We start from the raw sequence: 13,477 nt of genomic DNA, 5'->3' as shown, positions 1-13,477 counted from the left end.
GGTTCCGCGCCATATCCGGTGCAGAGCGGAGGGATATCATGGACGGAACGGGACGGGACGATGTGGCGGTGGTGTTCGGCGCGGGCGGCGGCATCGGCGGCGCGCTGGTGGCGGCCCTTGCGGGCGATCCGCGCTTCGCCGCGGTGATCGGGCTCGGGCGGGGCAGCGCGCCGCGATTCGACCTGCTCGATGAGGCCAGCATTGCCGACGCGGTGCGGGCGGTGGCGGCGCGGGGCGCCATTCGCCTCGCGATCGATGCGACCGGCTTCCTGCACGATGCGGCACAGATGCCGGAGAAGAGCCTGCGCGAGCTGGACGCGGCCCGCCTCGCCCGCAGCTTCGCGCTGAACGCGATCGGCCCGGCGCTGCTGATGAAGCATCTGTTGCCGGCCTTGCCGCGCGAGGGGCGGGCGGTGTTCGCCACGCTGTCGGCGCGGGTCGGCAGCATCGGCGATAACCGGCTCGGCGGGTGGTATGGCTATCGCGCGTCGAAGGCGGCGCTGAACCAGTTCGTGCGGACGGCCGCGGTGGAGCTGGCGCGGCGGTCGCAGGCGGCGATCTGCGTCGCGCTGCATCCGGGCACGGTAGCGACGGGGCTTTCGTCCCCCTTCGCCGCCAGCGGGCTCGACGTGCAGACGCCGGAGGTGGCGGCGGCGCGGCTGCTGGCGGTGATCGACCGGCTTACCCCAGCCGAGAGCGGCGGGTTTTTCGACCATCGCGGCGAGGCGGTGCCGTGGTAGCTGACGGCACCCGCAGTTCAGGCGGTGCCGTGGTAGCTGACGGCACCGGCAGTTCAGGCCGTATAGGGCGGGCGGCCGGTGGCCAGCGCGTCGTCCAGCAGGTCGAGCCGGTCCTGGCCCCAGAACAGCTCGCCGTTCAGGATGTAGGAGGGCGCGCCGAACACGCCGGCGGCCTCGGCGATCTCGCGGTTTCGCTGGTAGGCGGCGGCGATTTCCGGGGTGCCGGCGCGGGCCTGGAGTTCGGGCGCGATGCCGGATGCGGCGGCGAGGTCGGCGATGGTCGCGGGATCGGCGAGGTTGCGGTCCTCGGTCCAGACCGCGGCGAAGACGCGGCGGAGGAACGGGTCGGGGTCGCCGCCGGCGTCCACGATGGCGATGGCCAGACGATCCGCCAGCGCCGGGTCCACCGGGAAGAATTGCGGATGCAAGTTGAGCGCGAGGCCGCGGCGGGCGCGCCAGCGTTGCAGTTCGAGCAGACGGTAGTGCTGGCGGACCGGGTGGCGTTTGGCCAGCGGCTGGCCGCCGGTTTCGGCGAAGATCGCGCCGAGCGGCACCGGGCGATACTCCACCGTCGCGCCGTGGCGGCGGGCGATGTCGAGAAAGGCGGCATGGCCGAGATAGGTCCAGGGGGAATGGCTGGTGAAGACATAGGTGATGGTGGCGGCCATGGGTGTTTTCCTCCGCGCTGCTTGCGTGCTGCGCCCATGTTGATAGGGAAGGAGCGTGCCGGCGCCAAGGGCGGCCCGGCGGCGACCATCGCACTCCGGAGAGACCGAACCGCATGAGCTCCATCCTGACCCTTTCCTGCCGCAACCGGCCCGGCATTGTCGGCGCCGTCGGCCATTTCCTGCACGCGCACGGGCAGGACATCCGCGAGGCGCAGCAATTCGACGACCGGGCGAGCGGGCGCTTCTTCATGCGCGTGGTGTTTGCCCCAGTGGGCGACGCTCCTGCGTCGGGGCTGGAGGCGGAATTCGCCGCGGTGGGGCGCGAGTTCGGGATGGAATGGGAAATTATTCCCAGCGGGCACCGGATGCGGACGATGATCCTCGTCTCGCGGTTCGATCATTGCCTGGTGGACCTGGTCTATCGGCAGCGGATCGGCGAGCTGCCGATGGACATTGTCGGCGTGATCGCCAACCATCCGCGCGAGAGCTACGCCCACCTCGATCTCGAAGGGATTCCCTTCCATCATCTGCCGATCGCGCCGGATACCAAGATGGAGCAGGAGGCCGAGGTGTGGCGGCTGATGCGCGAGAGCGGCACCGAACTCGCCATCCTCGCGCGCTACATGCAGGTTCTGTCGGACGGGCTGGTGGCGAAGCTGGCCGGGCGCTGCATCAACATCCACCATTCCTTCCTGCCCGGCTTCAAGGGGGCCAAGCCCTATCACCAGGCCTATGCGCGCGGGGTGAAGCTGATCGGGGCGACGGCGCATTACGTCACCACCGCGCTCGACGAGGGACCGATCATCGAGCAGGATGTCGAGCGCATCTCGCATGGCGACACGCCGGAGGCGCTGGTGCGCAAGGGGCGCGACATCGAGCGCCGGGTGCTGGCGCGCGCGGTGCTCGGCCATCTGGAGCGGCGGGTGTTCATCAGCGGCAGCAAGACGGTGGTGTTCGCCGGCTAGAGCATCATCCGATCAGATTGGATCGGATGTAGTGCTCTATCATATTGATAAGTCGAGCATCTTTATCCGACCAGATGATTCCATCTGATCGGATGATGCTCTAGAGCGAGGGAGGGAACGGCGATGGCGCGCGCGGTGCTGTTCGATACCGAAACGACGGGGCTGGAGCCGCTCGGCGGCGACCGGGTGATCGAGGTCGCGGCGATCGAGCTTTGGAACGACCTGCCGACCGGCAAGGTGTTCCACACGCTGATCGACCCCGAGCGCGACATTCCCGCCGAGGCGAGCCGGGTGCATGGCATGACCAGCGCGGATGTCTCCGGCAAGCCGAAATTCGCCGAGATCGCCGCCGAATTGCTGGCGTTCTTTGGCGAGGACAGCCTGGTCGCGCATAACGCGCCGTTCGATTTCGGCTTTCTCGACGCCGAATTCGCCCGCATCGGCCGCGCCGCCCTCGACAGGGCGCGGATGATCGACACGCTGGCGCTGGCCAAGCAGCGCTTTCCGGGGATGCCGAACTCGCTCGACGCGCTGTGCCGGCGCTTCGGCATCGATCTCTCCGCCCGCACCACCCATAACGCGCTGCTCGACTGCAAGCTGCTCGCGGAGGTTTATGTCGAGCTGACCGGCGGGCGGCAGCGCGGGCTCGACCTTGCCGCCGAGAGCACGATCCGCCTCGTCGAATATCGCAGCGAGGGGCCGCGCACGCCGCGCCCGATCGTCGCGAGTGCGGCGGAACTGGCCGCGCACGAGGCGTTCATCGAGACGCTGAAGGAGCCGGTCTGGCGGCTGGAGCGGTAGCCGATCCTTTCGGATCGGATGTTGTGCTCCACCACATTGATAAACAGAGCATCTTTATCTGATCAGATGGCTCCATCTGATCAGATGATGCTCTGAATCAGCCGGCGCCGACCGACCAGAGCGCGAAGGCGTAGTTCAGCGCGGTCTGTTTCAGCGCGTCGAACCGGCCGGCGGCGCCGGCATGGCCGGCCTCCATGTCGATCCTGAGCAGCGCCGGCGCCGGGCCGGTGGCGAGCGCGCGCAGGCGGGCGATGAATTTCGCCGGCTCCCAATAGGTCACCCGCGGGTCGGACAGGCCGCCGGTGCACAGGATCGGCGGATAGGCGCGGGGGGCGAGATTGTCGTAGGGCGAATAGGCGGCGATCGTGTCATAGGCGGCGGGATCGGTGATCGGGTTGCCCCATTCCGGCCATTCCGGCGGGGTGAGGGGGAGTGTGTCGTCGGAGATCGTGTTCAGCACGTCGACGAAAGGCACCTCGGCGATCACCCCGGCCCAGAGATCCGGCCGCATGGTGAAGGCGGCGCCGACCAGCAGCCCGCCGGCCGAGCCGCCCTGGGCGACGATGTTCCCCGCCCGCGCATAGCCGCCCCCGATCAGCGCCTCGGCGGCGGCGGTGAAATCGGTGAAGCTGTTCATCTTGTGCGCGGCGCGGCCGCCGAGGAACCAGTTCCAGCCCTTCTCGGTGCCGCCGCGGACATGGGCGATGGCGAAGATCCAGCCGCGATCGACCAGCGAGAGGATCGAGGTGCGGAACCACGGCTCCATCGGGATGCCATAGGCGCCATAGCCGTAGAGCAGCAGCGGAGCCGCGCCGTCCAGCGCCTGGCCGCGGCGCATCAGCACCGTCACCGGGATCGACGCGCCATCGGCCGCCATGGCGTCGATGCGCCGTGTTTCGTAGCGCGCGGGGTCGTGGCCGGAGGGGATGTCCTGGGTCTTGCGCAGGATCGGCGTGCGGGTGGCCAGATCGTAGTCGAAGGTCTGGCGCGGCGTGGTGGGCGAGGAATAGACGTAGCGGATCGTCCCGGTGTCGTATTCGAGGCCGGATTCGGCGCGCAGCACATAGGCCGGCTCGTCCTGCGCGATCTCCCATTCGGCGCCGCCATCGCGCGGGGCGACGATGATGCGGGTGTTCGCCTCGATCCGTTCGAGCCGGACGATGTGGTGTTTCAGCGCGAAGGCGCCGACGAGGTAGCGGCCCGGCCGGTGCGGCACGAGGTCGCGCCAGTGCGCACGGCCCAGGGAGTCGAGCGGGGCGTCGAGCGGGGTATCGAGCGGCGCCTCGACCAGCTTGAAATCCACCGCGCCGTCGGCATTGGTGCGGATGATCAGACGGTCGCCCGCATCCTCGACATCGTAGCGCAGGCCCGGCTCGCGGGGGGCGATGAGCGCGGGCGGCGCGGTCGGGTCGTTGCCGGGGATGCGCCAGACCTCGCTGGTGTCCTGGTTGCCGGCGGAGACGAGGATGGAGCCGCCGGACAGGCTGGTCTCGACGCCGAGGAAGAAGCCGGGATCGGGCTCGGCGTAGACCAGTGTGTCGCTGCCATCGGCCAGGGCGCGGCGGAAGATTTTGGTCGGCCGGCCGTGATCGTCGCGGAACACCCAGAAGATGAAGCGCGCGCAGGGGGAAAAGGTGAAATCGCCGCTGCAGGATTCGATCGGCGGGGCGGGCTCGGCGCCGGTTTCGATCACGCGGACATGGATGCGGTAGACTTCCGAGCCTTGCGTGTCTTCCGCCCATGCAAGCAGGCGGTGATCTTCGCTGTGCGCGACCGCCGGGGCGGAGAAGAAGGCGTGGCCCTTCGCGCGCGCCGGCAGGTCGAGCAGGATTTGTTCGGCGCCGCCGGCGCGCGGCGTGCGGGCGATGACCGGGTGCTCGGCGCCGGGATCGTAGCGGCGGTAATAGGCGTACGCGCCGTGCGGCGCGGGCACGGTCGAGTCATCGTCCTTGATCCGGCCCTTCATTTCGGCGAGCAGCGTCGCCTGCAGGTCCCTGGTGCCGGCGAGCACGGCGTCGGTATAGGCGTTCTCGGCGAGGAGATGGGCGCGGATCTCGGGATCGAGGGCGGCGGGGTCGCGCAGCACCGCCTGCCAGTTGGCATCGCGCAGCCAGGCGTAGTCATCGGTCCGCACCCGGCCGAGCTGCTCGATGCGGACCGGCTTGCGCGCGGCGGCCGGCGGGGTGGGGTGGGGCGGGTTCGGCGTGTTCATGGGGGCTGTATGCTCTGGTTATCAACAAGATAGGGCACGACATCCGATCCTGATGGATCGGAACGTGCTCTAGAAAAGCCCATGGATCGCGCCATCGGGGTCGAGCCCGATCGCCTCGGCGGCGGGGATGCGCGGCAGGCCGGGCATGGTCATGACATCGCCGGCCAGGGCGACCACGAAGCCGGCGCCGGCGGAGAGGCGGGCATCGCGGATCGGCACGGTGAAGCCGGTGGGCGCGCCGCGACGGTCGGGGTCGGCGGTGAAGCTGTATTGCGTCTTGGCGATGCAGACCGGCAGGTGGCCATGACCCTGCGCCTCGAACCGGGCGAGGCGCTTGGCCGCCAGCGGCGACAGTTCGATGTCGTCGGCGCCGTAGATGCGCTGGGCGATGGTGCGCAGCTTGTGCGGCAGTTTCATGTCGTCCGGGTAGAGCGGGGCGAACCGGGCGGATTTCGCCGCGATCGCCTCCATCACCGCCTGGGCGAGATCGGCCGCGCCGGCGCTGCCATCGGCCCAATGGGTGCAGAAGCAGACCCGCGCGCCGCCATCCTCGTCGAGGGCGGCGCGCAGGGCGTCGCGCTCGGCCTCGGTATCGGTGACGAAGCCGTTGATCGCGACGATCACCGGCAGGCCGAAGGCGCGCATGGCGGCGACGTGGCGGCGCAGATTGGCGGCACCGCGCGCGACCGCGCCGGGATTCTCGGCGCCGAGATCGGCCTTGGCCACGCCGGCGTGCATTTTCAGCGCCCGGATCGTCGCGACGACGACGGCGCAGGAGGGGGCGAGCCCGGCCTGCCGGCACTTGATGTCGAGGAATTTCTCGCCGCCGAGATCGGCGCCGAACCCGGCCTCGGTCACCACGATGTCCGCCAGCTTGAGCGCGGTGCGGGTGGCGATGACCGAGTTGCAGCCATGGGCGATGTTGGCGAAGGGCCCGCCATGGACCAGCGCCGGCGTGCCTTCCAGCGTTTGGACCAGGTTGGGTTGCAGCGCGTCGCGCAGCAGGGCGGCCATGGCGCCGACCGCCTTGAGATCGGCCGGGGTGACGGGCGAGCCGTCCCGCCGCTCGGCGACGACGATGCGGGCGAGGCGGCGTTGCAGGTCGTCGAGATCGCGGGCGAGGCAGAAGATCGCCATCACCTCGGAGGCGACGGTGATGTCGAATTTCTGCTCGCGGGCAGCGCCGTTCGCGCCGTCGCCCAGGCCGAGAACCGTCTGGCGGAGGGCGCGGTCGTTCATGTCGATGGCGCGGCGGAAGGCGATCCGGCGGGGATCGATGCCAAGCTCGTTGCCCCAGTAGACGTGGTTGTCGAGCAGGGCGGCGAGCAGGTTGTTGGCGCTGGTGATGGCGTGGAAATCGCCGGTGAAATGAAGGTTGATCTCCTCCATCGGCGCGATCTGGGCACGGCCGCCGCCGGTGGCCCCGCCCTTCTGGCCGAAGCAGGGGCCGAGCGAGGGCTCGCGCAGGGCGATCATCGTTTTGGCGCCGGCGGCGCGCAGCGCATCGCCGAGGCCGATCGAGGTCGTCGTCTTGCCCTCGCCCGCCGGTGTCGGGCTGATGCCGGCGACGAGGACCAGCGCGCCGTCAGGCCGGTCTTCGAGGGAGCGGATGAAGCCGCCATCCACCTTGCCCTTGTGGTGGCCGTAAGGGATGAGCGCCTCCGCCGGTATGCCGGCGGTGGCCGCGATGTCGCCGATCGGGCGCAGGCGTGACGCGCGCGCGATGTCCAGATCCGAAGCCATGAGCCCTCCCGTTTTCTCGATGCCTGTTATGTCCGCGCGGCGGGTGGCAGGCAAGGCTCCCACCGCGCCGCGCGGCAAGGCTTGCGAGGCGGGGGGAAGCGCCGGTAAATAGCGTCCATGACATTGCCGTTCTCCCTGCCGGCCTGGATGCCGTCCTGGCTCGGGCTCGTGCTGCTGCTGGTCGGCCTGCTTTACGCGCTGGCGATGCTGGCGATGCCGTTCTCGGTGTTCGGCGTGAAATCCCGGCTGGAGGCGATCGAGGAGCAGCTCGAACAGGTGCAGGAGGAGCTGCGCATCCTGACCATGCGCCTGCCCGAGCCGCTGCGCGGCGTCACGGTGGATGAGGGGGTCTACGATCCGCTGCCGCGCGCGGCGGGGGGCTATGAGCGCACGGTTCGCCGCCCGGCCGCCGCCGCACCGCCGCCACCGCCGCCGCCGCTTCCGGCCGAGACCATGCGGCCGGCGCCGCGCGCGCCGATCGGCCGCGAGATGCCGCAGCCCCGCCCGGCCGCGCCGCGCGGCGTGTCGCCCCGGCGGATCGAGCCGCGGCTCGACTAGAGCACGACATCCGATCCTGATGGATCGGAATGGGCTCCAGGTAGCGGACCGGAAGGCCAGCTGTTAGCCTCTGCCCATGACACAGGTTCAGGGCAGCGACGCGCCGACCTTCGCGACATTTCCGACCTTTCTCGGGCTCGATCGCCGGGGGCGCGATGCGGCCCTTGTGGTGGCGGGCATTCCGCTCGATCTCGGCGTGACCAACCGGGCGGGCACGCGGTCCGGCCCGGCGGCGATCCGCGTCGCCTCGCGGATGCTGGCGGGGAATCATCATCCGCATTTCCGCGTCATGGTCGATGACATGGACCTCGCCGATGCCGGGGATTTCGCCATCGCCCTCGGCGATCTGCCGGGCAGTCTCGCGCTGATCGAGGCGCAGGCGGGCTCAATCGGGCATCTGGTCGCGCTTGGCGGCGAGCACGGCATCACCCTGCCGCTGCTGCGCGCGCTGGCGAAGGCGCGGGGCGGGCCGGTCGGCCTCGTGCATTTCGACGCCCATGCCGATACCTGGGCGGAGAATTTCGGCCAGGCCTACAGCCACGGCTCGGTGTTCTACCACGCGCTGAGGGAGGGGCTGGTCGATCCGCGCCGGATGATCCAGATCGGCATCCGTTCGCCGCTGCTCAACGAGGCGCATGACTGGACGCTGGCGCAGGGGGTGACGATCCTCTCGGCGCAGGACGTCCACGAGCAGGGGGTGGAGCGCGTCGCCGCGCGGATCCGCGCGGTGGCGGGGACGGGGGCGACCTATCTCAGCTTCGATATCGACTGTCTCGATCCCGCCTTCGCGCCGGGCACCGGCACGCCGGAGATCGGCGGGCTGGCCTCGTGGCAGGCGCAGGCGCTGCTGCGCCGGCTCGGCGGGATCGATTTCGTGGGGATGGATCTCGTCGAGGTCGCGCCGGCCTATGATGTCAGCGAGATCACCGCGCTCGCCGGGGCGACGATGGTGTGGGAATATCTCGCCCTGCTCGCCGCGCAGGGGCGGTAGAGCGTCATCCGGTCCAGCAGGACCGGAAACTGTCCTGATCCGTCAGGATCGGAAATTGTTCCGAAACAGGATCGGAAATTGTTCAGAAACGAAACGCCCGGCATCGGGGGGATGCCGGGCGCTTGGCGTCGCGCGATCGGGCGCGCGGGGTTACCAGTTGTTGTCGGGGTCGAAATCGTTGCCGCCGCCGGCATCGCCATTGTCCCAGCCGGGATTGCCGAGCAGGCCGTCGTCACGGTCGGGCGGCGTGCCGCCCGTATCGCCGCCCATGTTGCCGCCATTGGGATCGACCATCGGCGCGCCGCCATGGCCGCCGGTCAGACCGTCGATGATGCGTTCGCCGGCGGCGAAGCCGGCGCCGGCGGCAAGGCCGGTCATCAGCGAACTGCCGAGCCCGCCGCCGAAGCCGCCACCCATGCCGCCACCGGGGGCGCCATAGGGCGGGGCGCCGTTGGGCGGCACGCCGCCAGGGCCGTAGCCGGGGCCGTAGCCTTGCGTGCCGGGCCAGGGCGCCTGCATCGCGCGGCGGCGGTTGTTGCCGAGCCAGCGGACCAGCAGGAACAGCACCACGAGCCCGCCGATGATCAGCACTGCCGGATGGATGTGGGCACCGCCGCGCGCGGCGGCGGGGCCGGCGGCCAGATGCGCCTTGAGGGCGGCGACGCGGCCGGGATCGGCGAAGGGCAGGCCGGGCGCATAGGCCTCGGCGCGGGCGAGCGAGCTGCGCGCGGCGGCGACGTGGCCGGTGGCGTCCTCCGCCTCGGCCTTCAGATACCAGGCGACGCCGCTCTGCGGATGGGCGCGCAGCGCATCGCGCAGGTCGGACAGCGCAGCACCGGGATGGCCGCTGGCGATCAGCGCCTGGATTTGCTGCGGCGTCGGCGATGCCGCGTGCGCCGGGGCGAGGGACAGGCCGGCGCCGGTGAACAGGAGCGCGGCGAGCAGGATGGTGCGAACGAACTTCAACCCCGTCATAGGGACCTCCGCGGGCCGGTGGTGATGGGGAAAAGGCGCCAGCCCGTAGCGCCGATATAGGCGAGGCAGGTGGCGAATCACAGATCCGTGTGCCCGCGCGCGGCGCGGTGCTGGCGAGAGCAAGCCGCGCGGGATGCGGCCGAGACGGCGGCTTGCTCTCGACAATGTCCCGCGTAGCCGGCTCTCGACAGTGTCCCGCGAAGCGGGCTCTCGACAGCATTGCGCCGCCCGGCGAGACTGGCTCCGACCCGCAGAGGAGAGCCGACCCCGATGACCGACCCCGTGCCAGCCCTGCCCACGCCAGCCCTGCCCACGCTCGACGCCCTTGCCCGCGACCTCGCGGCCGGGCGCACCACCGCCGCTGCGCTGGTGGAGGACTGCCTCGCCACGATCGCCGACCCGGATGGGGACGGGGCGGTGACGTTCATTTCGGTCGATGCGGCCGGGGCGCGGGCGGCGGCCGCGGGGTTCGACGCGATGCGCCGCGCCGGCATGGCGCCCTCGCCCTTCGCCGGCATCCCGATCGCGGTGAAGGACCTGTTCGACATGGCGGGGCAGGAGACCCACGCCGGCTCCAGGGTGCTGGCCGGATCCGGGCCGGCGGCGCAGGACGCGCCGGCCATCGCCCGGCTGCGGCGGATGGGCTTCGTGCCGATCGGCCGCACCAACATGACCGAGTTCGCCTATTCCGGCATCGGCACCAACCCGCATTACGGCACGCCGCCGGCGCGCTGGCGGCAGGCGGGGCTGCGGATTCCGGGCGGCTCGTCCTCGGGTTCGGCGGCCGCGGTGGCGGCGGGGATGGCGCATGCCGGCATCGGCACCGACACCGGCGGCTCGTGCCGGATTCCGGCGGTGTTCAACGATCTCGTCGGGTTCAAGCCGACGGCGCGGCGGATTCCGCGCGCGGGGGTGGTGCCGCTGTCATCCTCGCTCGACTCGGTCGGGCCGCTGGCGCGCTCGGTGGGGTGCTGCGCGCTGCTCGATTCGATCATGGCCGGCGCGCCGGAAGCCCCGCCGGCGCCGGCGGAACTGGCCGGGCTGCGGCTCGCCGTGCCGCGCGATGTCGCACTCGATGCGCTGGACGATTCGGTCGCCGCCGGGTTCGACGCGGCGCTGCGCCGCCTGGCCGCTGCGGGGGCGCGGATCGAGACCATCGCCATGCCGGAATTCGCCGAGGTCGCGACGCTGAACGCGCGCGGCGGGCTGACCGCGGCGGAGAGCCATGCCTGGCACCGCGCGCTGCTGGAGCGCGGCGCTGCGGCCTATGATCCGCGCGTGCTGGTGCGGCTGCGGCGGGGGGCGGAGCTGTCGGCGGCGGATTACATCGACCTGCTGGCCGGGCGCGCCGAGCTGGTGGCGCGGGCGCGGGCGCGGCTCGCCCCGCATGACGCGCTGCTGATGCCGACCGTCGCCATCCTGCCGCCGACGATCGCGGAGATGGACGACGACGCGGCCTTCACCGCCGCCAATCTGCGCGTGCTGCGCAACCCGACGCTGATCAACATGATCGATGGCTGCGCGATCTCGCTGCCGCTGAATGCGCCCGGCGCGGCCCCGGTGGGGCTGATGGTCTGCGGCGCGGCGGAGACCGACCGGCGGATTTTCGCCATCGCCGCCGCGATCGAGGCGCTCGGGCTGAACAATCGATAAGACCGGAAGACGGGACCAGAGGGGGGGAGACGACGAAGATGACCGATGCGATCCGTGTGGATGACGCACTGCCCGAGGATGCCGGGGGCGCGACCCTGGCCGGCCGCGCCTTCCTGCCCGGCGCGGGGCCGGTGGTGGTGGCGGTGCGCGGCGCCGAGCTGGTCGACATCACCAGCCGCGCGGTGCCGACCGCCTCGGCGCTGTTCGCGCTCGACGATCCGGCCGGCCATGCACGCGCGGCGGCGGGGCGGACGATCGGGCGGCTGGACGAGATCCTCGCCAACAGTGACGAGGCGACGCGCGATCCCGCACGCCCGTGGCTGCTCGCGCCGGTCGATCTGCAGGCGGTCAAGGCCGCGGGGGTGACGTTCGTGGTCAGCCTGCTGGAGCGGGTGATCGAGGAGCAGGCGCGCGGCGCGCCGGAGAAGGCGACGCAGATCCGCGCCGATCTCGACCGGCTGATCGGCGCCGATCTGCGCGCGCTGCGCCCGGGCTCGGAGCAGGCGATGGCGGTGAAGGCGGCGCTGATCGGGCGGGGCCTGTGGTCGCAATATCTTGAAGTGGGGATCGGCGCGGATGCCGAGATCTTTACCAAGGGCCAGCCGATGAGCGCGGTGGGGTTCGGCGCCCATGTCGGCATCCATCCGTGTTCCACGTGGAACAATCCGGAGCCGGAGGTCGTCGTCGCGGTGTCGCCGGCGGGGCGGATCGTGGGGGCGACGCTCGGCAACGACGTCAATCTGCGCGATTTCGAGGGCCGTTCGGCGCTGCTGCTCGGCAAGGCGAAGGACAATAATGCGAGCTGCGGCCTCGGCCCGTTCGTGCGGCTGTTCGACGAGGGGTTCACGCTCGACGATGTGCGCCGCGCCCGGCTCGACCTGACGGTGGAGGGGGCGGACGGGTTCCGGCTCGAAGGGATGAGCTCGATGACCGAGATCAGCCGCGACCCGGTCGAGCTGGTCGAGGCCGCCGCCGGGGCGCATCATCAGTATCCGGACGGGTTCGTGCTGATGCTGGGGACGATGTTCGCGCCGATCCAGGACCGCGACCGGCCGGGCGAGGGCTTCACCCACAAGGATGGCGATCTCGTCACCATCGCCTCCGCCCGGCTCGGGCGGCTGCGCAACCGGGTGCGGCCCTGCCCGGAGTGCGCGCCCTGGCGCTTCGGCACGCTGGAGCTGATGCGCAGCCTCGCCGCCCGTGGGCTGATCTAGAGCATCATCCGATCGGATGGATCGGATGATCCTGTGGCCGGCACGGGGCGGCCGGGTCAGCGGCCGAAGCGGCGGTCGCGGCGCTGGAAGGCGCGGATCGCCCGCAGATAGTCGATCCGGCGGAAGGCGGGCCAGGTGGCGTCGCAGAAATGCAGCTCGCTGTGCACGCTCTGCCAGAGCATGAAGCCGGAGAGCCGGATCTCGCCGCTGGTGCGGATGATCAGGTCGGGGTCGGGCATGTCGCCAAGGTAGAGATGCCGGCGGATCGCCTCGGGGGTTACGGCTTCGGCGGCGGAAGCGCAGTCCATCCCGGCGGCGGCGCAGTCGCGCAGCAGGGCGCGGACGGCATCGGCGATCTCCTCGCGCCCGCCATAGCCGATGGCGAGCGTCACCGTCATGCCCTCGTTGCCGCTGGTCGCGTCCTCGGCGGCGTCGATCGCGTCGAGCAGGGCGGGCGGCAGGATGTCGCGCCGGCCGATCGCGGCGAGGCGGACGCCGCGGCGGCTGATGTGCGGATCGGCGACGAGGGCGCGCATCTTCGCCTCGACGGCGCCGAGAATGCCGCCCACCTCCGCCTCCGGCCGGCCGAGATTGGCCGGGGAGAACACCCAGAGCGTGATCATCGGGATGCCGAGCTCCGCACTCCAGGCCAGGATCTCGTCGAGCTTGGCGGCGCCGCGGCGATAGATCTCGCCCGGATCGCTGAGCCCGGCCAGGCGGGCGTGGCGGCGGTTGCCGTCGAGGATGATGCCGACATGGTGCGGCAGCGCGTCGGCGGCGACATCGCGGGACAGGCGCGCCTCGTAAAGCCGGTAGACAAGGCCCCAGGCGAGCCGCCGCATCGCTCCGGCCAGCCTGGCGCGGCGGGAGGCGGACGGCCCCGGCGCTCCGGCCCGATCGTGTGACATGCCGGGGTTGTGGGCCGGGCGGGGGCGGAATGCAAGCGTTCGGCACGGT

General features: G+C 71.1%; 12 protein-coding genes. 7 read left to right on the top strand and 5 right to left on the bottom strand.

The genetic code is table 11. The features are described 5' to 3' along the window. The first annotated feature begins 38 nt into the window (after positions 1 to 38). Positions 39 to 740 carry an SDR family NAD(P)-dependent oxidoreductase gene (locus B7Z76_RS11050; RefSeq protein ID WP_291343931.1) on the top strand — a complete coding sequence of 234 codons (702 nt, stop codon included), beginning with the start codon at positions 39 to 41 and terminating at the stop codon, positions 738 to 740. A 53-nt stretch (positions 741 to 793) separates the two neighbouring features. On the opposite strand, the gene B7Z76_RS11045 is transcribed toward B7Z76_RS11050, so the two are convergent. Next, on the bottom strand, positions 794 to 1,408 hold the full coding sequence (locus tag B7Z76_RS11045; protein ID WP_291343929.1) for a 2-hydroxychromene-2-carboxylate isomerase: 615 nt from the start codon (positions 1,406 to 1,408) through the stop codon (positions 794 to 796). A gap of 113 nt (positions 1,409 to 1,521) precedes the next feature. Here B7Z76_RS11045 and purU point away from each other — a divergent pair, with 113 nt between their 5' ends. Next, a complete protein-coding gene (gene purU, locus B7Z76_RS11040) occupies positions 1,522 to 2,373 on the top strand; it encodes a formyltetrahydrofolate deformylase (RefSeq protein WP_291343927.1) in 852 nt (283 codons plus the stop codon). Between the two features lie 123 nt (positions 2,374 to 2,496). After that, a complete protein-coding gene (gene dnaQ / locus B7Z76_RS11035) occupies positions 2,497 to 3,174 on the top strand; it encodes a DNA polymerase III subunit epsilon (protein WP_174503425.1) in 678 nt (225 codons plus the stop codon). 97 nt (positions 3,175 to 3,271) lie between these two features. Here the strand turns inward: dnaQ and B7Z76_RS11030 are convergent, their stop codons facing one another. Both B7Z76_RS11030 and B7Z76_RS11025 read right to left on the bottom strand, forming a co-directional pair. Continuing rightward, the gene (locus B7Z76_RS11030; RefSeq protein WP_291343925.1) at positions 3,272 to 5,386 is read right to left on the bottom strand and encodes a S9 family peptidase; all 2,115 of its coding nucleotides are present in this window, start codon (positions 5,384 to 5,386) and stop codon (positions 3,272 to 3,274) included. A gap of 69 nt (positions 5,387 to 5,455) precedes the next feature. After that, positions 5,456 to 7,129 (bottom strand): formate--tetrahydrofolate ligase, encoded by a 1,674-nt coding sequence (locus B7Z76_RS11025; protein ID WP_291343923.1) that lies wholly within the window; start codon positions 7,127 to 7,129, stop codon positions 5,456 to 5,458. Positions 7,130 to 7,246: 117 nt separating this feature from the next. Here B7Z76_RS11025 and B7Z76_RS11020 point away from each other — a divergent pair, with 117 nt between their 5' ends. After that, positions 7,247 to 7,687: a hypothetical protein gene (locus tag B7Z76_RS11020; protein ID WP_291343921.1), complete on the top strand. Its 441-nt coding sequence runs from the start codon at positions 7,247 to 7,249 to the stop codon at positions 7,685 to 7,687. Positions 7,688 to 7,763: 76 nt separating this feature from the next. Continuing rightward, positions 7,764 to 8,678 carry an agmatinase gene (gene speB, locus B7Z76_RS11015; protein ID WP_174503421.1) on the top strand — a complete coding sequence of 305 codons (915 nt, stop codon included), beginning with the start codon at positions 7,764 to 7,766 and terminating at the stop codon, positions 8,676 to 8,678. Between the two features lie 150 nt (positions 8,679 to 8,828). Here the strand turns inward: speB and B7Z76_RS11010 are convergent, their stop codons facing one another. Beyond that, positions 8,829 to 9,653 (bottom strand): tetratricopeptide repeat protein, encoded by an 825-nt coding sequence (locus B7Z76_RS11010; RefSeq protein WP_291343919.1) that lies wholly within the window; start codon positions 9,651 to 9,653, stop codon positions 8,829 to 8,831. 270 nt (positions 9,654 to 9,923) lie between these two features. Here B7Z76_RS11010 and B7Z76_RS11005 point away from each other — a divergent pair, with 270 nt between their 5' ends. Both B7Z76_RS11005 and B7Z76_RS11000 read left to right on the top strand, forming a co-directional pair. Beyond that, complete coding sequence (locus tag B7Z76_RS11005) at positions 9,924 to 11,306, top strand: amidase (protein ID WP_291343917.1); 1,383 nt, start codon at positions 9,924 to 9,926, stop codon at positions 11,304 to 11,306. 38 nt (positions 11,307 to 11,344) lie between these two features. After that, positions 11,345 to 12,520 carry a fumarylacetoacetate hydrolase family protein gene (locus tag B7Z76_RS11000; RefSeq protein WP_291343915.1) on the top strand — a complete coding sequence of 392 codons (1,176 nt, stop codon included), beginning with the start codon at positions 11,345 to 11,347 and terminating at the stop codon, positions 12,518 to 12,520. Positions 12,521 to 12,576: 56 nt separating this feature from the next. Here the strand turns inward: B7Z76_RS11000 and uppS are convergent, their stop codons facing one another. Beyond that, positions 12,577 to 13,428, bottom strand: coding sequence for a polyprenyl diphosphate synthase (uppS, locus tag B7Z76_RS10995; RefSeq protein WP_291343913.1), 852 nt, complete (start codon positions 13,426 to 13,428; stop codon positions 12,577 to 12,579). Positions 13,429 to 13,477 lie beyond the last annotated feature (49 nt).

It is taken from the genome of Acidiphilium sp. 20-67-58, from assembly GCF_002255515.1.
Taxonomy (GTDB): Bacteria; Pseudomonadota; Alphaproteobacteria; order Acetobacterales; family Acetobacteraceae; genus Acidiphilium.
This window is presented reverse-complemented; position numbering and strand designations above follow the sequence as displayed.

Coding starts and splice junctions, on each gene's coding strand:
- B7Z76_RS11005 (WP_291343917.1), top strand. CDS start 9,924: ATGACCGACCCCGTGCCAGCCCTGCCCACGCCAGCCCTGCCCACGCTC.
- B7Z76_RS11025 (WP_291343923.1), bottom strand. CDS start 7,129: ATGGCTTCGGATCTGGACATCGCGCGCGCGTCACGCCTGCGCCCGATC.
- purU (WP_291343927.1), top strand. CDS start 1,522: ATGAGCTCCATCCTGACCCTTTCCTGCCGCAACCGGCCCGGCATTGTC.
- B7Z76_RS11045 (WP_291343929.1), bottom strand. CDS start 1,408: ATGGCCGCCACCATCACCTATGTCTTCACCAGCCATTCCCCCTGGACC.
- B7Z76_RS11030 (WP_291343925.1), bottom strand. CDS start 5,386: ATGAACACGCCGAACCCGCCCCACCCCACCCCGCCGGCCGCCGCGCGC.
- B7Z76_RS11010 (WP_291343919.1), bottom strand. CDS start 9,653: ATGACGGGGTTGAAGTTCGTTCGCACCATCCTGCTCGCCGCGCTCCTG.
- speB (WP_174503421.1), top strand. CDS start 7,764: ATGACACAGGTTCAGGGCAGCGACGCGCCGACCTTCGCGACATTTCCG.
- uppS (WP_291343913.1), bottom strand. CDS start 13,428: ATGTCACACGATCGGGCCGGAGCGCCGGGGCCGTCCGCCTCCCGCCGC.
- B7Z76_RS11050 (WP_291343931.1), top strand. CDS start 39: ATGGACGGAACGGGACGGGACGATGTGGCGGTGGTGTTCGGCGCGGGC.
- B7Z76_RS11020 (WP_291343921.1), top strand. CDS start 7,247: ATGACATTGCCGTTCTCCCTGCCGGCCTGGATGCCGTCCTGGCTCGGG.
- dnaQ (WP_174503425.1), top strand. CDS start 2,497: ATGGCGCGCGCGGTGCTGTTCGATACCGAAACGACGGGGCTGGAGCCG.
- B7Z76_RS11000 (WP_291343915.1), top strand. CDS start 11,345: ATGACCGATGCGATCCGTGTGGATGACGCACTGCCCGAGGATGCCGGG.